The 19,364-nt window shown below is 66.8% G+C and carries 22 protein-coding genes and 1 tRNA gene; 14 read left to right on the top strand and 9 right to left on the bottom strand.

Features of this window, described 5'->3' with window-relative positions; all coding sequences use genetic code 11:
- Window positions 1–47: 47 nt before the first annotated feature.
- Window positions 48–311: a helix-turn-helix domain-containing protein gene (locus DVH23_RS04255; protein ID WP_114576189.1), complete on the bottom strand. Its 264-nt coding sequence runs from the start codon at window positions 309–311 to the stop codon at window positions 48–50.
- A 122-nt stretch (window positions 312–433) separates the two neighbouring features.
- Here DVH23_RS04255 and DVH23_RS04250 point away from each other — a divergent pair, with 122 nt between their 5' ends.
- Window positions 434–1,648: a proteasome-activating nucleotidase gene (locus tag DVH23_RS04250; RefSeq protein WP_114576188.1), complete on the top strand. Its 1,215-nt coding sequence runs from the start codon at window positions 434–436 to the stop codon at window positions 1,646–1,648.
- A gap of 117 nt (window positions 1,649–1,765) precedes the next feature.
- The gene (locus DVH23_RS04245) at window positions 1,766–2,164 is read left to right on the top strand and encodes a hypothetical protein (protein ID WP_114576187.1); all 399 of its coding nucleotides are present in this window, start codon (window positions 1,766–1,768) and stop codon (window positions 2,162–2,164) included.
- 2 nt (window positions 2,165–2,166) lie between these two features.
- Here DVH23_RS04245 and DVH23_RS24105 read toward each other — a convergent pair whose 3' ends face one another.
- Window positions 2,167–2,304: a hypothetical protein gene (locus DVH23_RS24105; RefSeq protein ID WP_198667831.1), complete on the bottom strand. Its 138-nt coding sequence runs from the start codon at window positions 2,302–2,304 to the stop codon at window positions 2,167–2,169.
- A gap of 112 nt (window positions 2,305–2,416) precedes the next feature.
- Here DVH23_RS24105 and DVH23_RS04240 point away from each other — a divergent pair, with 112 nt between their 5' ends.
- Window positions 2,417–2,971 (top strand): GMP synthase subunit A, encoded by a 555-nt coding sequence (locus tag DVH23_RS04240; RefSeq protein WP_114576186.1) that lies wholly within the window; start codon window positions 2,417–2,419, stop codon window positions 2,969–2,971.
- Window positions 2,972–3,031: 60 nt separating this feature from the next.
- On the top strand, window positions 3,032–4,267 hold the full coding sequence (hmgA, locus tag DVH23_RS04235; protein WP_114576185.1) for a hydroxymethylglutaryl-CoA reductase (NADPH): 1,236 nt from the start codon (window positions 3,032–3,034) through the stop codon (window positions 4,265–4,267).
- Between the two features lie 2 nt (window positions 4,268–4,269).
- Here hmgA and DVH23_RS04230 read toward each other — a convergent pair whose 3' ends face one another.
- Window positions 4,270–4,638, bottom strand: a complete 369-nt coding sequence (locus tag DVH23_RS04230) for a hypothetical protein (RefSeq protein WP_224828357.1) — start codon at window positions 4,636–4,638, stop codon at window positions 4,270–4,272.
- Window positions 4,639–4,643: 5 nt separating this feature from the next.
- The gene (locus DVH23_RS04225) at window positions 4,644–5,165 is read right to left on the bottom strand and encodes a DUF5817 domain-containing protein (RefSeq protein WP_114576184.1); all 522 of its coding nucleotides are present in this window, start codon (window positions 5,163–5,165) and stop codon (window positions 4,644–4,646) included.
- Between the two features lie 87 nt (window positions 5,166–5,252).
- Between DVH23_RS04225 and DVH23_RS04220 the strand changes: the two genes are divergently transcribed.
- Both DVH23_RS04220 and DVH23_RS04215 read left to right on the top strand, forming a co-directional pair.
- Entirely contained in the window at window positions 5,253–7,130 is a 1,878-nt protein-coding gene (locus tag DVH23_RS04220; protein WP_114576183.1) for a prolyl oligopeptidase family serine peptidase, read from the top strand.
- Window positions 7,131–7,355: 225 nt separating this feature from the next.
- The gene (locus DVH23_RS04215; RefSeq protein ID WP_114576182.1) at window positions 7,356–7,694 is read left to right on the top strand and encodes a cupin domain-containing protein; all 339 of its coding nucleotides are present in this window, start codon (window positions 7,356–7,358) and stop codon (window positions 7,692–7,694) included.
- A gap of 115 nt (window positions 7,695–7,809) precedes the next feature.
- On the opposite strand, the gene DVH23_RS23470 is transcribed toward DVH23_RS04215, so the two are convergent.
- Together DVH23_RS23470 and DVH23_RS04210 are read right to left on the bottom strand one after the other, a co-directional pair.
- The gene (locus DVH23_RS23470) at window positions 7,810–8,154 is read right to left on the bottom strand and encodes a hypothetical protein (RefSeq protein WP_157972321.1); all 345 of its coding nucleotides are present in this window, start codon (window positions 8,152–8,154) and stop codon (window positions 7,810–7,812) included.
- 325 nt (window positions 8,155–8,479) lie between these two features.
- Window positions 8,480–8,601 (bottom strand) — tRNA-Arg (locus tag DVH23_RS04210).
- Between the two features lie 93 nt (window positions 8,602–8,694).
- On the opposite strand from DVH23_RS04210, the gene DVH23_RS04205 reads away from it, so the two are divergent.
- Together DVH23_RS04205 and DVH23_RS04200 are read left to right on the top strand one after the other, a co-directional pair.
- Complete coding sequence (locus tag DVH23_RS04205) at window positions 8,695–9,276, top strand: AAA family ATPase (RefSeq protein ID WP_114576181.1); 582 nt, start codon at window positions 8,695–8,697, stop codon at window positions 9,274–9,276.
- Window positions 9,273–9,695, top strand: a complete 423-nt coding sequence (locus DVH23_RS04200; protein WP_114576180.1) for an RNA-binding domain-containing protein — start codon at window positions 9,273–9,275, stop codon at window positions 9,693–9,695. Before DVH23_RS04205 ends, DVH23_RS04200 begins: the two co-directional genes overlap by 4 nt.
- On the opposite strand, the gene DVH23_RS04195 is transcribed toward DVH23_RS04200, so the two are convergent.
- The gene (locus tag DVH23_RS04195; RefSeq protein WP_114576179.1) at window positions 9,696–11,102 is read right to left on the bottom strand and encodes a signal recognition particle protein Srp54; all 1,407 of its coding nucleotides are present in this window, start codon (window positions 11,100–11,102) and stop codon (window positions 9,696–9,698) included.
- A gap of 144 nt (window positions 11,103–11,246) precedes the next feature.
- Here DVH23_RS04195 and DVH23_RS04190 point away from each other — a divergent pair, with 144 nt between their 5' ends.
- The 4 genes from DVH23_RS04190 (at window position 11,247) to DVH23_RS04175 (ending at window position 14,322) form a co-directional block, all read left to right on the top strand.
- Window positions 11,247–11,582 (top strand): hypothetical protein, encoded by a 336-nt coding sequence (locus DVH23_RS04190; RefSeq protein WP_114576178.1) that lies wholly within the window; start codon window positions 11,247–11,249, stop codon window positions 11,580–11,582.
- 108 nt (window positions 11,583–11,690) lie between these two features.
- Window positions 11,691–12,344, top strand: a complete 654-nt coding sequence (locus DVH23_RS04185) for a bifunctional 4-hydroxy-2-oxoglutarate aldolase/2-dehydro-3-deoxy-phosphogluconate aldolase (protein WP_114576177.1) — start codon at window positions 11,691–11,693, stop codon at window positions 12,342–12,344.
- 166 nt (window positions 12,345–12,510) lie between these two features.
- Window positions 12,511–13,980, top strand: coding sequence for an amidophosphoribosyltransferase (purF, locus tag DVH23_RS04180; protein ID WP_114576326.1), 1,470 nt, complete (start codon window positions 12,511–12,513; stop codon window positions 13,978–13,980).
- 99 nt (window positions 13,981–14,079) lie between these two features.
- Window positions 14,080–14,322: a hypothetical protein gene (locus tag DVH23_RS04175; RefSeq protein WP_157972320.1), complete on the top strand. Its 243-nt coding sequence runs from the start codon at window positions 14,080–14,082 to the stop codon at window positions 14,320–14,322.
- A 75-nt stretch (window positions 14,323–14,397) separates the two neighbouring features.
- Here DVH23_RS04175 and DVH23_RS04170 read toward each other — a convergent pair whose 3' ends face one another.
- Together DVH23_RS04170 and DVH23_RS04165 are read right to left on the bottom strand one after the other, a co-directional pair.
- Complete coding sequence (locus DVH23_RS04170) at window positions 14,398–15,972, bottom strand: polysaccharide biosynthesis C-terminal domain-containing protein (protein WP_114576325.1); 1,575 nt, start codon at window positions 15,970–15,972, stop codon at window positions 14,398–14,400.
- Window positions 15,973–16,181: 209 nt separating this feature from the next.
- The gene (locus DVH23_RS04165; protein WP_114576175.1) at window positions 16,182–16,742 is read right to left on the bottom strand and encodes a DUF420 domain-containing protein; all 561 of its coding nucleotides are present in this window, start codon (window positions 16,740–16,742) and stop codon (window positions 16,182–16,184) included.
- A 527-nt stretch (window positions 16,743–17,269) separates the two neighbouring features.
- Here DVH23_RS04165 and DVH23_RS04160 point away from each other — a divergent pair.
- Both DVH23_RS04160 and DVH23_RS04155 read left to right on the top strand, forming a co-directional pair.
- Window positions 17,270–18,025, top strand: a complete 756-nt coding sequence (locus tag DVH23_RS04160) for a glycerophosphodiester phosphodiesterase (protein WP_114576174.1) — start codon at window positions 17,270–17,272, stop codon at window positions 18,023–18,025.
- 47 nt (window positions 18,026–18,072) lie between these two features.
- Window positions 18,073–19,251 carry an MFS transporter gene (locus DVH23_RS04155; protein ID WP_157972319.1) on the top strand — a complete coding sequence of 393 codons (1,179 nt, stop codon included), beginning with the start codon at window positions 18,073–18,075 and terminating at the stop codon, window positions 19,249–19,251.
- Window positions 19,252–19,364: the final 113 nt, after the last annotated feature.

The following is a 19,364-nucleotide window of genomic DNA, read 5'->3' as shown; positions in this document are numbered from 1 at the left end:
CTTGCCGGGCGAACCCTATAGGGGTTCGGAGAGTCCGGTGAAACTAGTCAGTCCGCGATCGAAAGCGAGTAGAGCCGTTTCCGGGCGTCCGAGAACGAAAACCGGGAGTCGATGACGTTCTGCTCGTCGAGACGGCTCAACGCGTAGCGGACGGTTCGTGCGGGAAGCAGGGTTTCCTCGGCGATCTCCCCCTGAGTCATCGTCTCGTTGTACTCCAACACTTTGGCCACGAGTTTCGCACTCGGCGGCAGCTCCCGGACGTCCTCCCAGCTCCCCCCTCCTTCCGTGCCGACCGGCTCTGAGACGCTCATCGAGTCCCCCTACAGGATACAGAGTGATAATATTTTCCCTTCTATCGAATAACTTCTAGTTATTCCATCGGACGCCCGATCCACCCGAAGCCTCTTATGAAACAGCGACTTACGGAGGGGCAATGAGCGACACTGCGGACGAGATCGACCTCCCCTACGACGAGGAGGAAACGTCCCAACAGGAGAAGATCCAGGTCCTCGAGGAACGCCTCGACGGGCTCGAATCCCGAAACGAGGAGATGCGCGACAAGCTACTGGACGCAAACGCCGAGAACAACAAGTACCAGCAGAAACTCGAACGGCTGACCCACGAGAACAAGAAACTCAAGCAGTCGCCCCTGTTCGTCGCCACCGTCCAGGAGATGACCGACGACGGCGTCATCATCAAACAACACGGCAACAACCAGGAGGCCCTGACGGAGGTCACCGACGAGCTTCGCGAGGAACTCGACCACGACGCCCGGGTCGCCGTCAACAACTCCCTCTCGATCGTCAAGACGCTCTCCGACGAGACGGACGTTCGCGCTCGCGTAATGGAAGTAACTGAGAGCCCCGACGTCAGCTACGACGACATCGGCGGCCTCGAAGAACAGATGCAGGAGGTCAGAGAGACCGTCGAGATGCCCCTCGAGAAACCCGACATGTTCCGGGACGTCGGCATCGACCCGCCCAGCGGCGTGCTCCTCTATGGCCCGCCGGGCACGGGCAAGACGATGCTCGCGAAGGCGGTCGCGAACCAGACCGACGCGACGTTCATCAAGATGGCCGGCTCCGAGCTGGTCCACAAGTTCATCGGCGAGGGGGCAAAGCTCGTCCGGGACCTCTTTGAGGTCGCCCGCGAACACGAACCCGCCGTCATCTTCATCGACGAGATCGACGCCATCGCCGCGACCCGCACCGAGTCGAAGACGTCCGGAGACGCCGAGGTCCAGCGGACGATGATGCAACTGCTCTCCGAGATGGACGGTTTCGAGGACCGCGGCGAGATCCGGATCATCGCCGCGACCAACCGCTTCGACATGCTCGATCGCGCGATCCTCCGGCCGGGTCGGTTCGACCGCCTGATCGAGGTCCCGAAACCCGACGAGGAGGGCCGGGAACTCATCTTCGAGATCCACACCCGCGACATGAACGTCGCCGACGACGTCGAGTTCGCCGTTCTCGCCGCGGAGGTTGAGGAGGCCTCCGGCGCCGACGTGAAGGCGATCTGTACGGAAGCCGGGATGTTCGCGATCAGGGACGACCGCACCGAGATCCGGATGGAGGACTTCCGGGCGGCCTGGGAGAAAGTCCAGGCCGAAAACGACGACGAAGAGGTCTCGAAGACGTTCGCCTGAGCCAGACCGGTAGAACCAACCACGGCGAGTGCCTCGGCTCAGAGAGCCAATGTACGGACACAGTTCATCCCACGAGCGAGCGAACCGTGACCGGCCCGGTCGGCCGGCGGGAGGCCGATGAACCCGGCACGGGTCGACTTCGTCGTCGACCTCATCTACGGACTGTTGATCTTCGCCTCGATCGCCCTCATCGCCGTCCTCGGTACCCGTGTCGGGGTCGCGTTCGGCCTCGGCGTGCTCGCCTCCTACGTCGTCCACGTCGTCTGGAAAATGGCCAGGTTCGATCCCGACTGGATGACACGGGAGGTCGCCGACGAAGTCGAGGAGACGGTGACCGAGGAAGTCACCGAGGAGGTCGAACAAACCGTGAGCCAGGAGGTCGACGAAGTGATCGACAGGTTAGAGGAGATCAACGACCGGGTCGACCGCCGTCCCCGAACCGAGGAGGTCGACGAACGCGTCGAGGAGTTGACGCGCGAGAGCCGACCGGACGACGGCTCGGAGCGCGATCGGTAAGGCTACACCACTCCGAACGCCGCCCACGGCAGGACGAACAGCGCCGCCGCGAGCGCGAGGAGGATCAGCAGATAGCCCCCGACGGTCGCGCCCGCGGCGAGCCAGGCGGGTGAGAGCTCCGCCGTTCGCGGATCGTTCATGAACATCGGTCGCCGGGAGAGAGCAAAAGCCTGGCGGCGGTCGCCGGCGCCTCTCCGACGGGCGGCCGCGTGGTCCGGACCCCTTTTGTCGCCGCGGGCGCTATCGCCGGCAATGACGACGATCGTCGTGGTCGACAACCACGGGCAGTTCACCCATCTCGAACGGCGGGCGCTCCGGGACCTCGGCGTCGAGACCGAACTCGTCGACAACGAGACGCCACCCGAAGAGGTCGAAGCCGACGGGATCGTCCTCTCGGGAGGGCCCGACATGGACCGCATCGGCCACAGCGCCGACTACCTCCGCGACGGCCGGCCCGTCCTCGGGATCTGTCTGGGGATGCAACTGATCGCCGCCGAACTCGGCGGCCGCGTCGAGGGCGGGGACTACGGCGGCTACGCCGACGTCACCGTCGAGATCACCGATCCCGATGACCCCCTCGTCGGGTCGCTTGCCCCCGAGACCCGCGTCTGGGCGAGCCACGCCGACGAGGTCCGGGAGGTGCCGGAGGGCTTTTCCCGAACCGCCAGAAGCGACGTCTGTGGCGTCGAGGCGATGAGCGATCCCGAGAGGGCGCTCTACGGCGTCCAGTGGCACCCCGAGGTCGCCCACACCGAGGAGGGCGAGGAAGTCTTCGAGAACTTCGTCGCGATCTGCGAGTCCGCCTGACCCATCCCCAAACGAGCCCGGATAGGTACAGTTACACCGCGGGAGTCCGATTCTCGCCCCATGACCGACCCCGACGACCTGGCGGAACGGGTCCGGGAGGGCGACCTCCGCCTGCACGAACTCGAGGAGCACGCAGATAGCGAGACGGCCGCCACGGCTCGCCGGCGGCTCGTAGAGAGCGAGACGGGCGCCGACCTCGATACCGTGGGGGAGTACGCCTTCGACGCGGGGGAGGCGACGGAGTCGGCCGTCGAAAACCTGATCGGCGGGGCCCAGATCCCGATGGGCGTCGCCGGCCCCCTGGCGGTAGACGGCGGGGCAGCCTCGGGCGAGTACTACCTCCCGCTTGCGACCACCGAAGGGGCGCTCCTCGCCTCGGTCAACCGCGGGCTGTCGGCGATTCGAGCGGCGGGCGGCGCCGACGCGCGCGTGACGAAATCGGGGATGACCCGCGCGCCCGTTTTCCGGGTTTCGGGCGTCGCCGAGGCCGCCGAGGTCGTCGAGTGGCTCGGCGAGCAGGAACACCTCGAGTCGGTCAGGGAAGCCGCGGAGGCGACGACGAGCCACGGGGAGTTACTGGGAATCGAACCCTACGTCGTCGGCGACTCGATCTACCTCCGTTTCGCCTACGACACCAAGGACGCGATGGGGATGAACATGGCCACCATCGCGACCAGGAAGGCCTGCGAGGTCGTCGAGAACGAGACGCCGGCCTCGCTGGTCGCGCTCTCGGGGAACCTCTGTTCGGACAAGAAACCGGCCGCGATCAACGCCGTCGAGGGCCGGGGCCGCTCCGTGACCGCCGACGTCGTCCTCCCCGGAGAGCTGATCGAGGAGCGCCTGGGAACGACCCCCAAGGCGATCGCCGAGGCCAACACCAGAAAGAACCTCGTGGGGAGCGCGAAAGCCGGGAGTCTGGGATTCAACGCCCACGCGGCGAACACCGTGGCCGCCGCCTTCCTCGCGACCGGCCAGGACGCCGCCCAGGTCGTCGAGGGCGCGAACGCGATCACGACGATGGAGACTCGAGAGGGCGAGGAAGGGGAGACGGACCTCTACGCCAGCGTCAGCCTCGCCTCTCTCGAGGTCGGCACCGTCGGCGGCGGGACGAAGCTGCCGACCCAGGCCGAAGCCCTCGACGTGCTCGGGCTCGCCGGCGGCGGCGACCCCGCGGGGTCGAACGCCGACGCGCTCGCGGAAGTGATCGCCGTCGGCGCGCTCGCGGGCGAACTCTCCCTGCTGGCGGCACTCGCCTCCCGGCACCTCGCGAGCGCCCACGAGGACCTGGGTCGGTAGGGTTACGCCCGATCGCCCTCGGTCGGTTCTCGGCGGGCGCGGACGGTCGCGACCGCGACGTAGGCGCCGCCGGCGACGAGCAGGAGGTAGCCCGCGATCGTAAAGAGGGGAGCCGCCGCGGGCGCCACGAGGAAGAGACCGGCGGCGGCGAGGGCGTACGCGCCGGCGAAATCCCGCCGGCCGTAGGAGGCGTGGAGGACCGCGAGGGACGCAGCCGTAAGCGCGAACGCGACGAGGGCGAGCGCCGCGGGATCGAGCCCGAGGACCGAGCCGCCGATGTACCGGCCGTACGCGAAGAGGACGAGCGCGGCGACGGTGCCGACGCCGATCGCCGTCCCCTGGACGTCCACCGCGCCGTGTTCGTCGGCCACGGCGGTTAGAGCCGGCGGTACCGGCCGCCGCTCTCGCTCACCTCGCCCCGACGGCGCAGCTTTTCGAGGGCCGTTTCGACGTAGTCGGCGGGAACGCCGTGGTCGTCGGCGTACTCGACGATCTCGCTTTCGGTGGGTTCGTCGAGTTCGGAGAGAGCACGTTCGACGACATCCTTCCGGCTCGAGCCCGAGGGAGAACGAGGATCCCGGTCGCCCGCGGCCGCGATCTCGTCGGCATCGAGTCCCGATCCCTCGAGGTAGGCCTCGTCGTCGATCACGCCGTCTTCGACCTGGTCCTCGAGCTCCGAGACCGAATCGACGTCGGCGAACACGTCGCTCTGACCCTGGCGGGCGGCGAGCATCGAGGCGCGGACCTCGCGGGCGTGGTCGGCGTCGTCGGTCTCGACGAACTGCTTTCGCTTCTCGAAGGCCCGCCGGGTGCCACAGCGGGGGCACTCGGAGGTCTCGGAGCGACCCTCGACGATCCAGAGGTTCGAGCACTCGCCACAGCCGACGACGGCGTACATCGTCGGAACCTGCGGCGTCACCGTAATTCAACCTTCTCCCTCTCCGGTTCTCGAGGAACTATATGGCTGGTTTCACTCCACTGAAACATGACCGACGCCGCCGACGGCGATCCGAAGGACGTCCTCGACGAACTCGCCTCGCTCCCGACCTTCCACCATCCGACCGCCTCTCCCGACGGGGAGACGGTCGCGGTCTACCACGACGTCTCGGGCCGGAACGAACTCCACCTGATCGACGTCGCTACTGGGGAGTCCCACCAGGTCAGCGACGGCGAGGTCCCCCGGAACGCCCGCTGGCCCGTCCGGTGGGACGCCGCGGGTGAGCGGGTCTACTTCCACATCGACGACGCGGGCGACGAACAGAACGACGTCCACGCGATCTCCCGCGAGGGCGAGGTCGAACCGATCCTCGAGCGCGAGGGCCAGACCGTCCTCGCCGACGTGAGCGAGGCGTTCCTCCTCTTCGGCTCGACCGCGGAGGGCCAACTCAACCTCTATCGGTCGGATCCCGACGGCCGAAACCAGGAGAAGCTGACCGACTACGACCGGGCCGCTGCGGCCGGGACGATCTCGCCCGACGGCGAGCGGATCGCCTACGCGACCAACGAGAGCGACGAGTACGAGAACATGGACGTCTACGTCGCCGAGGCCGACGGCTCGGACCCCCGAAACGTAGAGATCGGCGAGGTCGGCGCCGAGTCCTTCCCCGCCGACTGGGGTCCCGAGGGCGACCGGCTGCTGGTCGCGGACAACACCGCGGATCTCGGTCGAGCCGGGATCTACGATCTCGAAGCGGGGGAGGTGACCTGGTTCGGCGAGGGCGAGGCCGAGGAGAGCCCGGTGCAGTTCATCGATGGAGGGCGATTTCTCGCGACCCGGACTCGCGAGGCCGCGGTCGTGCCGGTGGTCTACGACGTCGAGAGCGGGAGCTCGCGAGAACTCGACCTCCCCGAGGGCGTCGCCTCCTTCGCGGGCGGCGAGGCCGCCCTCTCGGAGGGTCGGGTGCTCCTCGATTACACCACGCCGAGCGAGCGCCCGGCGCTGCTCGCCTACGATCTCCACACCGACGGGACCGAGACGCTGATCGAGCCGACCTACGGTGACCTCGATCCGGGGATGTTCGCCGACGCCGAGTACTTCGAGTTCGAGTCCGACGGCGTTCCCGAGGTCGAGGCCGAAGCGATCGAGCTGGAACCGGGAACCGACCTCGAGATCGGTGCCCTGCTCTACGATTCGGGGGAACGCCCCTCCCCGCTGGTCGTCAACCCCCACGGCGGCCCGCGGGCGGCCGACCAGCGGGCGTTCGGCCTCTACACCCAGTTTCTCGTCTCCCGGGGCTACAGCGTCCTCCAGGTCAACTATCGGGGCTCGACCGGACGCGGGCGGTCGTTCGTCGAGGAACTCTATGGGGACTGGGGCGGGGCCGAACAGGGCGACGTCGCCCGCGGGGTCGAACACGTCCTCGCAGAGCGGGACTGGATCGACGCCGAGCGCGTGGTCGTCTTCGGGGGCTCGTATGGAGGGTACTCGGCCTACTGGCAGATGGTCCAGTACCCCGCGCTCTACGCCGCCGGCATCGCCTGGATCGGGGTCACGGACCTGAACCGGATGTACGACACCACGATGCCCCACTTCCGGACCGAGCTGATGGAGAAACAACTCGGCAGTCCCGATGAGCACGCCGACCTCTACGAGGAGCGCAGCCCGATCACCCACGCCGAGAACCTCGCCGCACCCCTGCTGATGGTCCACGGCGTCACCGACCGGCGCGTCCCCGTCGAACAGGCTCGAGCCTTCCGCGAGCGTCTCGAGGAGCTGGGCTACGAGTTCGGCGAGGAGGGCGACGTCGAGTACGTCGAACTCGGGGAGGAGGGGCACGCCTCCTCGGACATCGACCAGAAGGTGCGGCTGTTCGAGACGCTGGACGGGTTCCTCGAGCGCCGGATCGGGACACCTGGGACCTGAGACTCGGTTTGGCTCGAGTTTCTCCCGATCGGCCAACCGCTGCCCTGGTGGACTAAAAGGGCGAGGCTGTTTCGGGGAACCCCGGCGACGCAAGCACCGCAGCAACGCGAGGAGCGCAGCGAGCCGCGGGACGCGAAACAGCCGAGGGCTTTCGAGGTGGTGTTGACCTCGACAACGGCGCCAATCTCGACAACGACTTTCACGTCGAACTACCATGAGTAGAGTATGGAACGAGTTTCGATCCACGACACCGAAACCACAGAAGTCGCAGAGGGCGTCGAGTTGGCACTATTAGCCGGCACGGACTCGATGACCGTCCAGCATTTCGAGATCGAGCCCGGAGCGCGGGTGGACAAACACAGCCACCCCAACGAGCAGACGGGGATGATCTACGAGGGGGAACTGGTCTTCCTCTCGGAGGGCGAGGAGGTCGTCTGTGGTCCCGGCGACTCCTACGGGATCCCCGGCGACGAGCCCCACGCCGCCGAGAACCGCGGCGAGGAGACGGTTCGGGGGTTCGATATCTTCGATCCGCCAAGAGAAAATCCTAGTTGGCAGGAGTAGTTTGCAGAGCCTATAGAGAGGGCATTGTTTCAAGGTGGTTCTAGATCCTCTGCTTCAAGTTCCTCACTATAGGTTTGAACTTCGTATTCTCGCTCTCCATCTACAATAGTGAAATTTATTTTCGCCCTGACCTTTTCGTAGTCATCCCGAACATCTGCAATAGTAGAAAGGGCAAATATTCGCGGTACAACCTGTAATTCGATAGTTTCTCCTTTTTGAGAGTGAACGGCCCCCTCTCGTAACCCTTCTCAGTATCTACTATCTTGTTAGTTACAACAATTGGCTCTGAATCATAAACAAAATCCCCTAATTCTTCTCTGTGGAGTATATTCTTCCCAGAGTCAGAAGGTGATTTATTATAAAATTCCAGCCAATCCAATTCTGATCCAGTAATATGACCTGTGTCATCTCCCCGATTTTGAGCCAAAAAAATAAAGTTCCATTTGGATTTCACCCGCACGGGTTGAGTTCGTATTAGACCGGGGTGCAACCTTCTTATTAAATACAACATCTGACTTGGGCTTTCTAAAATGAGTTATAGCGAAGTCAACCAAAGATAATACCAAGGTTAGTGTGATGAGAATAAGGGTCCATTGCTCAATAGATAAGCCAAACATCTGCTATAGTGACCTCACTTAGTATATGGATCAAGGATAATTCATTGTTGTCATTAGACCAGAAATTCCTATGGGCACGATGGGATTCGAACCACGGTCGTTCTGCTCACTTCGTTCGCGCCACTCCCTGATTCGAACCCATCTCGTCCGACAGCGGCCGCTCGCGGATGCTCGCGGCACGCTGTACGGGCACGATGGGATTCGAACCCACGACCGTCGGATGTCTTCCCCCACAACACACGTCACGGGGATAGAAGTCCGACGCTCTATCCGGACTGAGCTACGTGCCCTCGGCCCATCATGGAGGACCGATCGGCATAAGCGGTAGGGATTTCGCCCCCGAGACACAGCCCTTATGCTCACCACGGCAGTATCGCTCCCCAATGCACGTCATCGGAACCGTGGGCCTCGCGGGCAGCGGGAAGGGAGAGGCGGCCACGGTCGCACGGGAGGCCGGCATCCCGGTCGTGACGATGGGCGACGTCGTCCGCCAGGAGACCGCCGACCGCGGCCTCGATCCCGCAAGCGACCACGGCCAGGTGGCCCAGGCCCTCCGAAAAGAGAACGGCCCCGCCGCGATCGCCGAACGCTCGCTCCCGATGATCGAGGACCGCCTGGAGGACCACGACGCCGTCCTCGTCGACGGCCTCCGCTCGGACCGCGAGGTCGATCGCTTCGAGGACCGCTTCGGCGACGCCTTCACCCTCGTCAGCATCGAGGCCCCCTTCGACCTCCGCCGGGAACGCGTCGAGGACCGGGGACGGGACACGAGCGAGGACGACGGCGGCGAACCCCTCGCCGAGCGCGACGAACGCGAACGCGGCTTCGGGATGGGCGAGGCGATGGAGCGCGCCGAGGTCACCATCGAGAACACCGACTCCCTCGAGGCCTTCCACGAACGCATCCGAACGGTCATCCGCGAGGGCGGGATCGACCGGAACCACTCCCCCACTCACGAACCATGACCGACGTCTACCGCGTCGATGTCGAACTCGCGGCCCCCGTGTTCCCCACCGAGGTCACCGCCCGGGTCGTGGACGCAGTCGAGAACCTCTTTCCCAACGCCGATATCGAGGAGAGCCACGGCGAGATCCGCGGCGAGGCCCACTCCCTCGATCACCTCTCGGAGCTGCTCCACCGCCAGGAGATCCTCGATACCGCCCGCGGCGAGTTCTTCGGCAACCGCGAGGGCGAGGATACGTTCACCTTCGCGCTCAAGAAAGGGGCCGCCTTCCAGAGCCGAGTCAACTTCTCGGTGGGCGAACCCGACGAACTCGGCGAGATCACGGTCCGGGTCCGTGTCCACGAGCCAGGTATCGAGGAGTACGTCGATCACGTCGCACCTCCCACCGAGGGCGGCCGGCCGATCGACCCCGAGGCCTGATCAGCCGAAGGGACCGCCGCCACCGCCGCCGCCCAATCCGCCCATCCCGCCACCGCCGCCGCCCTGCATCTGTTTCATCATCCGCTGCATCTCCTTGTCCGAGCCCATCCCCTGGAACTGCTTGAGCGTCTTCTCCATCATCTTGAACTGCTGGAGGAGTTCGCGGACCTCCTCCTCGCTGGTGCCCGACCCGCGCGCGATGCGCTCGATCTGGCTCGCGCCGATCGCCCTGGGATACTCCTTTTCGGCGTCGGTCATCGAGTCCATGATCACCGAAAACGAACGCATCCGGTCCTGGGTCACGTCCATCGCGTCGTCGGGCAACTGATCTTTGATCCCGCCGCCGAACCCGGGGATCATATCGAGGACCTGATCGAGCGGTCCCATGTTGTTCATCGCCTCCATCTGTTTTTGCATGTCGTTCAGCGTGAACTGCCCCGAGAGGAGGTCCTCGGGGTCCCAATCGTCTTCCTCCTCGATGCCCGTCTCGGCCATCGCGCGCTCGACGCGTTCGGCGAGCTGGCCCAGATCGCCCATCCCCAACAACCGAGAGATGAAGCCCTCGGGCTCGAAGCGCTCGACGTCCTCGACCTCCTCGCCGGTCCCGAGGAAGGCGATCGAGGAGTCGGTCTGATCGACCGCCGCGAGCGCACCGCCACCTTTCGCGGTCCCGTCGAGTTTCGTGATGACGACGCCGTCGATCCCGATCGACTCGTCGAACTGAGCGGCCTGGTCTTTCGCTCCCTGTCCGATCGCGGCGTCGAGCACGAGCAGGGAGGTGTCGGGCTCGACGACGCCCTCGATCTCCTCGATCTCGGCGATGAGGTCGTCCTCCAGGGCGTGGCGACCCGCGGTGTCGACGATGTGGACGTCAGCCTCGCTCGTCGCCTCCAGTCCCTCGCGGGCGACCGCGACGGGGTCGTCGGCGTCGGGATCGCCGTAGAAGTCGACCTCGGCGCGCTCGGCCATCTGTTTGCCCTGTTCGTAGGCGCCCGGCCGGAAGGTGTCGGTCTGGATCACCGCCGGCCGGAGCCCCTTCGTCGAGAACCACCAGGCCATCTTCGCGGCCGACGTCGTCTTCCCCGAGCCCTGGAGGCCCGCGAGCAGGATCGTCTGCTCCTCTAAGGGGAGATCCGTCGACTCGCCGATGAGGTCGACCAGCTCCTCGTAGACGATCCGGAGAACGAAGTCCCGCGCGGGGGTGCCCGCCGGGGGCTCCTCCTCTAGGGCCCGTTCCTCGATGTTGTCCGACAGCTCCATCACGAGCGAGACGTCGACGTCGGCCGACAGCAGCGATCGCTGGATCTCCTTTACGACCTCCTCGACGTCCTCCTCGGAGATCCGCGACTGCCCGCGGAGTTTGTCCAACGTGCCCCGGAGCGAGCTTCCGAGATCGTCGAGTACCATTTGCTCCCGGTAGGTCGCCGGGCGGTTAAAGCCTTGTCCGTCGCCCCCGCCCCGATCCGCACCGCCCGCACCCCCTCTCGAACCCCCGGCTATCGTAAGCACGTCTCCTTCGCGCGTCGGGACCCTTCTCGAAGACGCCCTCCCATGACCGCATCCACCGAACGCCGAGGGGTGACCCTGTCGCTGTCCCACGAGGAACAGTGGCTCCTCCACCACCTGATGCTCGACCGCATGGAACTCGAGGCCCGCTCGCCCGAGACCGATCCACCCTCGATGGACGTCTACCGAATCTTCGACAAGCTCGAGGCCGGCACCCACTGGTTCACCCGCCAGGAGTGTCGACGGCTCCGGGACGAACTCGACCGGTACGTCGACGCACGGGACACCCCCGACCGGGACAGGCCGACCGCGAGGCGGCTTCTCGACCGACTCGACCGGGGGGGGACGCCTCGCGGTTCGATCAGTCACGCGGGTCCCTGATCGCGGACGGCATCGACCGCAACCGTTCGAGGGGTCGAGACTGAGAGAGGCGACGGCCCGCAGTTGGGACGTGACAGCGCTTATTGTGGTGCCCCTCGATCCGCCGGTATGGCCGACAAACTCGAAACCTACGAGCGGATCGTCGACGCGGGCGTCGTCGCCGTCATGCGCGGGATCGGCGAGGACGACGTCGTCCCCGTCGCCCGTGCCCTCCACGAGGGCGGCGTTGAGGCGCTGGAAGTGACCGCCGACGCGACGCGCGCCAGCGAACTGATCGCCGACGTCGACCGGGCGCTCGCCGAGACGGACGCCGTTGTCGGCGCGGGGACGGTCCTCGACGAAGCGATGGCGGTAAACGTCATCGAGGCCGGCGCGGACTACATTCTGGCACCCCACTTCGATCGCGGGATGGTCACCACCTGCAACCGCTACGGCAAGATCGCGATTCCGGGGGTCGCGACGCCGACCGAGGCCGTCGAGGCGGCCGAGGCAGGCGCAGACATGCTGAAGGTGTTTCCCGCCTCGGATCTCGGTCCCGGCTACATCAGCGCGATCCAGGGCCCGCTCGGCCAGTTGCCGATCGTCGCCACCGGCGGCGTCAGTCCCGACAACGTCGACGAGTTCTTCGCGGCGGGCGCGACCGCGGTCGGCGCGGGATCGGCGATGATCGACTACGACGCGATCGATCGGGGCGATATGGACGGCGTCCGCGAACACGCCGCCCGGTTCGTCGAGGCCGTCGCCGACGCCCGTTCGGAGTAGCGTCCGACGGCCACCCACCGGGGCGGCCTTCGCGGAAGTATCCAGGTTCGTGCATACTTCCCCGCCCGGGTCGGGCGATCGAGGCACGAACAAGGAGCTTTTTGGTCGCTCGGTTCGACTCCCTCCCATGAGCAACCCGCGGGGCGAGATCCCCCAGCGGACCGGGATGACCGAGAAGTGCGGCGTCGTCGGCATCTCCCTCGACGGCCGACCGGCGTCGCGCCCCCTCTATTACGGACTCTACGCGCTCCAGCACCGCGGCCAGGAGTCCGCGGGGATCGTCACCCACGATGGCTTCCAGCAACACAGCCACGTCTCGATGGGGCTGGTCGGCGACGCCTTCACCGAGGGCGACCTCAAGGACTTGAACGGGTCGGCGGGGATCGGCCACGTCCGCTACCCCACCGCGGGCAGCGTCGATTCGAGCTGTGCCCAGCCCTTCTCGGTGTCGTTCAAGAGCGGCTCGCTCGGCCTGAGCCACAACGGCAACCTCGTCAACGCCGCGGAGGTCCGCGAGGAACTCGCGGGGATCGGCCACGCCTTCACCAGCGACGGCGACACCGAGGTCATCGCCCACGACCTCGCGCGGAACCTGCTCGATGCCGACCTCGTCCGGGCGGTCAAGCGGACGATGGACCGGATCCACGGCTCGTACGCGCTCACGATCAGCCACGACGACACGATCATGGGCGTCCGGGACCCCCAGGGGAATCGCCCGCTCTGTATCGGCGAGCTGGAGGACGGCTACATCCTCGCCTCCGAGTCCGCCGCGATCGACACCCTCGATGGGGAACTGGTCCGTGACGTCCGCCCGGGCGAGCTCGTCGTCCTCGCCGAGGACGGTTCCGGCTTCGACTCCTACCAGCTCGTCGACCTCGACGACACCGCCCACTGCTTCTTCGAACACGTCTACTTCGCGCGCCCGGACTCCGTGATCGACGACAGCCTGGTCTACGAGGTACGGCGGAACCTCGGTCGCAAACTGTGGGCCGAAAGCGGTGTCGAGAGCGACGTCGTGATGCCCGTCCCCGACTCGGGACGGGCGTTCGCGTCGGGCTACGCCGACGCCGCAAGCGAGACGACTCCCGGCGGGGCCGACCGCCCGGAGGACGACGACGGCGTCGAGTTCGCCGAGGGGCTGATGAAAAACCGCTACGTCGGCCGGACGTTCATCATGCCGACCCAGGACGAACGCGAGCGCGCGGTCCGCCTGAAACTGAACCCAATCAAGTCCACCGTCGAGGGGAAATCGATCACCCTCATCGACGACTCGATCGTCCGCGGGACGACCTCGAACCAGCTCGTCTCCCTCCTTCGCGACAGCGGCGCCGCGGAGGTCCACATGCGCATCGGCGCGCCCCCGATCGTCGCCCCCTGCTACATGGGGATCGACATGGCGACCCGCGAGGAGCTGATCGCCGCCGACAAAACGGTCGAGGAGATCCGCGAGGAGATCGACGCCGACAGCCTCGCGTACCTCTCCACCGAGGCCGTCGCCGACGTCCTGGCGACCGATCGGACCGACCTCTGTATGGGCTGTGTCACCGGCGAGTACCCATACGACATCGCCGGCGAGGAGACCGACCGGCCCGTCAGCCGACCGACGATCGAGGCCGCGATGAGTGCCGACGACTGACTCTCCCGGCGTCCGACCTCCAGTAACCTGTCGGACGGTGAAAACGTTTGATAGTCGAAGTGGAAACAGCCATCCATGGACAGGGCGTTAATCTATCACGTGTCCCTGTCCGTCGTCGGGGGCCTCTTGGGACTAAACGGGCTCTCGGAGATTCTCGGCGGGGAAACATCCCTCGCCTCGCTACTGATGGCGATCGGCGGTTTCGGGATCGTTCTGGGCGTGATCTACGACCGGATCTCCACTGGCGACTCGTCCGAATCAGCTCCGGACGCACGAGTGGTCCGCTTGGCGCTTCTCGGGGCCGTACTCGCCGTCGCCGGCACTCTCCTCGAGACGATATAGCAACCGCCGGGCAGGCGGTTCGGATCCAGGGCTTCACGGGTTTGGTTCGCTACTCCGTGAGCCGAAGTTCTGGAGTCAGAAGTACCGAGACAGCCCGCCCTCGCCGTCGAATTCCCGGACCCGACGACACAGCGGGCGTGCCGCCGATCCGATCGGGTCGGGAAACCCCGCGAGGATCCGGAGCATCTCGGTCAGCTCGAGCGCCCGGAAGACGATGGCGGTGACGAAGAAGATCGCGAGCCCGACGGGCGGGACGACGGCCGCCGAGACCGGGACCGGGCCGACGAGAGGGACGGCGATCGACGCCGAGATCGCGTCGGCGAGCGAGAAGATGGGGACCGCCGCGACGACGGTGGTGGCGGCGATGCGGACGTACCGGGCGTCGGCAGCAGGGTCGAAGCCGACCTGCCGGGCGCTCCAGACGTGGAGGACGGCCATCGAGCCGTAGCCGATCGAGGTCGCGACCGCCGCTCCCTGGATCCCGTAGCGCGGGATGAGAACGGCGTTCAGCACGGCGTTCAACAGCGCCGCGACCCCGGTCGCGGCGATCGGGTACCGGAGTTCGCCTTTCCCCTGGCTGATCGCGAGGATCGGGCGCGCGAGCGCGAACCCGACCGCGCCGGGAAGCAAGAGGAGCAACGGAGCGATCACCGGCTCCGAGCCGGGGCCCCAGTAGACGGGTACGACGTCGTCGGCCAGCGCCGCCATGCCGACGGCCATCACTGCGGTCAGCAATAAGGTGTACCGGCTCGTCCGCGCCGCGATCCGGGAGACCTCCGCCTCTCGCCCCTGGGACCACAGCTCCGAGGTCGACTGGACGAACACCATCTGGAGGGTCACCGGCGCGAACCAGAGGAACTCGGCGAACACCAGCGCCGCCTTGTAGTGGTCGACCTGGCCCCCGGGGACGAGCGCCTGAAGCATCATCACGTCGATATGGTACAGCGACATCACCAGGAAGACGAGCACGATCGACAGCGAGTTGAACGCCATCATCTCGCGTCTGGGGAGGCCGTCGTTCCCGAACCGGAAGACCCCGCGCAGCGACAGCCTCGAGTGCAAGAGCCCGAGCCCGAGGACGGCGGCCACGCCGGTCGCGATGATCTGGCCCGCGAGCGCGCCGACGACGCCGTAGCCGTAGTAGACCAGGGGGACGGCGACGACCACGAACGCGACGTTGTAGAGCACCTTCAGCGGCTCGGAGTAGCGCTCGAGGCCCAGCCCCATGAGCGACTTCCGGGCGAGTTCCCAGTACTGGGAGGTGATCACCAACCCGACGACAACGTAGAGGTACGTCCGGAACTCGGGGCCCCAGAGCGCGTCGAAGACGCCGACGTAGGTGAGCAGCGCCAGCACCGTCGCGCCGAGGATCGCCAGAAGCGTCGCCAGTCGGACGTAGAAGCCGACGACCGACCGCTCCCAGCCGGACTCCTCGCGGGTCTCGGCGACGAACTTCCGGACGCCGTCGGAGATGGCCGTACTCACGAGGATCATGAAAAGCGAGTGGGCGGCCAGCACCGTCGCGTACGCGCCGTACTCGCCCTCGTCCATCCAGCGGTAGAGCAACGGCGAGGAGAGGATCCCGAGCACCGTCGTGATCGCCCGCCCGCTCGCGACCGAGAGGATCCCGCTCGTGAGGCTCCGTTTCACGGGGCCCACCCCGAATCGGGAGACGGACCGCCCGCCGGGACCTCAGGCGGGCACGGAGCGAACGGAGAGGGCGATCGGCACGTCCGGTACATCGAGAGCGATCATCGGTACGTCGCCCACCTATTATAGTTCGGCGATCCCACGAGAGGGTCGGAGGGCAGGGAGCGTGCTCGGCCGTCGGACAGGTCAGTGATGTACGGCAGTTCGGATCAGTAGACGTGATACAACATCGTGTAGACGACGACCCCCAGAGCGAAGGAGACGAGCCAGAGCGTCGCCGCGACCCGCCCGACAGCGGCGTGGCGGGTCGCCGGAAGCTCCGCCGCCGGGCGAGTCGCCGCCAGCAGAAGGACGTAGTACAGAAGTGGGATGCAGACCACGGCGAGCAGGATGTGGACGGCGAGCACGGGGAGATAGACGAACCGCTCGACGGCCGCCGGCCCCGGGAAGGAAGCGGGACCCCCCAGCGCGACCAGCCGGTAGAGGTAGAGCCCGAGAAACGCCACGAACAGGAGAAAGGAGGCGACCATCGCCGCCCGGTGGCGGTCGATCCGGCCGGCCCTGATCGCCCGCCAGCCCGCGGCGATCGTCCCGATCGCCGTCAGGCTGATCGCCGCGTTGACGTGCGGGATCGCCTCGAGGACCCACGACGGTGCCCCCGGGACCGCCGACGGCGGGATCCGTCCGCCGGCGGCAGCGAAGACGACCGCGAGCGAGGCGACGCTCAACACCGCCGTCAGGAGCGGGACCTGGGATCGGACGACTGCCATACCGGATCTTGGCGCCCCGGGAGAAAGGGATTGCTCTCTCGACCTGCTCCCCGACGTCGGAGTACCGGGCGGTGTGACATCCTCCCCTCCCTACTCCCTCGGTCTTCGACCTCGGTCCTTGAGGAAGGGGCTTGCCACGCCCACCAAAAGGGCGGTTCGTTGGGAACTTACGGTTTCGAGTCCGACGAACTCGTGGCGGTGCCACGCCGCCGGTACTCCTATCCCGCACAGGACTCGGAAGTACTTGCTTATTTTGTGTCGGTCTGCGCCCCATGGGCTTACTTATTTGATGAGGCAAACACCGAGTCAACTGCCAGTTTGTGGGATGTCGAGACGCGACGGGAGACCGTCGCGTCGACGGATGGATATGTGGGCGTAGGGCAACCTAATCCTTCCGATTCGGGCGTTTGAACAGATGAAGACACCGCCGTATCCCCGCCCTTCCGGTCGGACATCAATCCGACCTCAACGGCGGGGTTTTGCCGGCTGCGATTCAGATAAGCCCCGCCGGACGGAATCCGGACGACATGAGGAAACGGGCGACCGACGCTCTCGTCGCCGGGGTGCTCGCGGCCGGGCTCGCGGTCCTCGCCGGAATCCGGGCGAGATCGCTGACGACGTTCGCCCACCGCGGGTTCGCGGCCGACGCCCCCGAGAACACGGTCCCGGCGGTTCGCGGGGCCGCCGACCGCGCCGACGGGGTCGAGATTGACGTCCGTCGGTGCGCCTCCGGCGAACTCGTCTGCGTCCACGACGCCGACGTCGAGCGCTTCACCGGCGACCCCATCCCCGTCGGCGAGACGGAGTGGACCGCCCTCCGGGAGATCGAGGTCGGCGACGGGGCGACGGTCCCCCGTCTCGAGGACGTCCTCGATGCCGTTCCCGACGACGTGCTCCTCAACGTCGAACTCAAGGAACGCGGGCTCGCGGCCGACGCCCTCGCGGCCGTCGCCGGCCGGGAGCGGGTCCTGCTCTCCGCGTTCGATCCCGAAGTTCTCGAGGAGGTCCGGGCCGCCGACGGCGGCGATGAGGTCGCACTCGCGTACGTCACCCGCTCGTCGCGGGGGACCTGTTCGGTTGCCGATCGCTTCGACTGCGTCGCCGTCCACCCCCGTGCCGACCTCCCGTTTCGGTCGGCGATCGTCCCGCGGGCCCACCGGCGGGGGCTCGCGGTCAACGCCTGGACGGTCGACTCCCGGCTCGAGATGCTCGCACTCGCGCTCGTCGGGGTCGACGGCGTCTTCGCTGACTCGGCGCGCTGTCTGGGCCGGTCCCGGCGGTAATCGGGCCGAACGGAAGCTACATGCAAGCGGGGGCGGGAACGCCACTCGTGCACGCAGGCGAGCGGTCGGGTGGCGAGCGGCTGATCGGGGGATACTCCGGACGGTTGCTGATCGGGCTCTCGACGGGCTACCTCGCGATCCAGCTCGGCCGGAACGTCCTCTCGCCGCTGCTTCCGGCGATCGTCGAGGACCTGGCGATTTCGTCGTTCGAGGCAGGAGTCGCCATCTCCGTGCTCTCGGCGGCGTACGCGCTGTGTATGTACCCCGGCGGACGGCTCTCGGACCAGCTCACCCGCAAGACCGTCCTGGTCGCCGCCGCTCTCGTCGCCGCCGCCGGTTTCGGGGTCCTCTCGGTCGCCGGCTCATACCCCGCCCTCCTCGGGGGCGCCGCGACGGCCGGCCTCGGCGCCGGTCTCTACTGGATCGCGCTGCGTGGCCTGCTCGCCGACCTCTTCGTCGACCGACGCGGCCAGGCGTTCGGGGTCCAGGACGCCCTGGGGTTCGTCGGGCCCATCGTCGCCGCCGGCGGCGCCGTCGCCGTCCTCTCGATCGGGGGGTGGCGCCTCGCGTTCCCCCCGCTCGTCGCCTTCCTGGTGGCGTCGGCGGCGTTCGCCCATCGCCGGATCGACGAACCCTACGAACTCGCCTGCGTCGGGTTCGATCTCCTGGCAACCGGCTGGCGCGTCTTCGGCGACCGCCAGGTCCGGTGGCTCGTCGTCGGCTACACCTGTGGCATCTTCGCGATGCAGGCCGTGATCGGTTTCCTTCCGCTCTTCTTGCAGGCCGAACGCGGCCTGCCCTCCGCGTACGCAAGCGCCGGCTTCGCCGTCCTCTTTCTCGGCGCCGTGATAACGATGCCGACGGCGGGCTACCTCGGCGACCGCCTCTCCCACGTCCCCGTCGCCGTCGGCGGGCTCTGTCTGAGCATCGCCGGTCTCCTCGGGTTCGTCCTCGGCCCCTCGCTCCCGGTCATCACCCTCGGAATCCTCTCGTTCGGGCTCGGCATCTGGGCGTTCCCGCCAGTGATCCAGGCCCACCTCATGACCCGCTTTCCCGACGAGAGCATGGGCGGGGATTTCGGCGCGTTCAAGACCATCTACGCGGGCGTCGGGAGTCTCGGCCCCGCCTACGTCGGCTTCGCGGCCGGCGTCGTCGGCTACACCCCCGCGTTCCTCGGGCTGATCGCACTGCTCGTCGCCGCGATCGTCGTCTTCCTGTGGGTCTGAGCCGGCGGTGGACGAAAAGTGGGGCCGGATTCGAACCACGCGAAGACGTGGTCGCTTCGCTGTGCGCGTCTTCTCTACTTCGAATCCGGTCGTACGATTCGCGACGCTCGCGG

Source organism: Saliphagus sp. LR7 (assembly GCF_003344565.1).
Classification (GTDB): Archaea; Halobacteriota; Halobacteria; order Halobacteriales; family Natrialbaceae; genus Saliphagus; species Saliphagus infecundisoli.
This window is presented reverse-complemented; position numbering and strand designations above follow the sequence as displayed.

Coding starts and splice junctions, on each gene's coding strand:
- DVH23_RS04165 (WP_114576175.1), bottom strand. CDS start 16,742: ATGGCAGTCGTCCGATCCCAGGTCCCGCTCCTGACGGCGGTGTTGAGC.
- DVH23_RS04185 (WP_114576177.1), top strand. CDS start 11,691: ATGGCCGACAAACTCGAAACCTACGAGCGGATCGTCGACGCGGGCGTC.
- DVH23_RS04195 (WP_114576179.1), bottom strand. CDS start 11,102: ATGGTACTCGACGATCTCGGAAGCTCGCTCCGGGGCACGTTGGACAAA.
- hmgA (WP_114576185.1), top strand. CDS start 3,032: ATGACCGACCCCGACGACCTGGCGGAACGGGTCCGGGAGGGCGACCTC.
- purF (WP_114576326.1), top strand. CDS start 12,511: ATGACCGAGAAGTGCGGCGTCGTCGGCATCTCCCTCGACGGCCGACCG.
- DVH23_RS04225 (WP_114576184.1), bottom strand. CDS start 5,165: ATGTACGCCGTCGTCGGCTGTGGCGAGTGCTCGAACCTCTGGATCGTC.
- DVH23_RS04190 (WP_114576178.1), top strand. CDS start 11,247: ATGACCGCATCCACCGAACGCCGAGGGGTGACCCTGTCGCTGTCCCAC.
- DVH23_RS04215 (WP_114576182.1), top strand. CDS start 7,356: ATGGAACGAGTTTCGATCCACGACACCGAAACCACAGAAGTCGCAGAG.
- DVH23_RS04255 (WP_114576189.1), bottom strand. CDS start 311: ATGAGCGTCTCAGAGCCGGTCGGCACGGAAGGAGGGGGGAGCTGGGAG.
- DVH23_RS04250 (WP_114576188.1), top strand. CDS start 434: ATGAGCGACACTGCGGACGAGATCGACCTCCCCTACGACGAGGAGGAA.
- DVH23_RS04205 (WP_114576181.1), top strand. CDS start 8,695: ATGCACGTCATCGGAACCGTGGGCCTCGCGGGCAGCGGGAAGGGAGAG.
- DVH23_RS04200 (WP_114576180.1), top strand. CDS start 9,273: ATGACCGACGTCTACCGCGTCGATGTCGAACTCGCGGCCCCCGTGTTC.
- DVH23_RS04240 (WP_114576186.1), top strand. CDS start 2,417: ATGACGACGATCGTCGTGGTCGACAACCACGGGCAGTTCACCCATCTC.
- DVH23_RS04220 (WP_114576183.1), top strand. CDS start 5,253: ATGACCGACGCCGCCGACGGCGATCCGAAGGACGTCCTCGACGAACTC.
- DVH23_RS04160 (WP_114576174.1), top strand. CDS start 17,270: ATGAGGAAACGGGCGACCGACGCTCTCGTCGCCGGGGTGCTCGCGGCC.
- DVH23_RS24105 (WP_198667831.1), bottom strand. CDS start 2,304: ATGAACGATCCGCGAACGGCGGAGCTCTCACCCGCCTGGCTCGCCGCG.
- DVH23_RS04245 (WP_114576187.1), top strand. CDS start 1,766: ATGAACCCGGCACGGGTCGACTTCGTCGTCGACCTCATCTACGGACTG.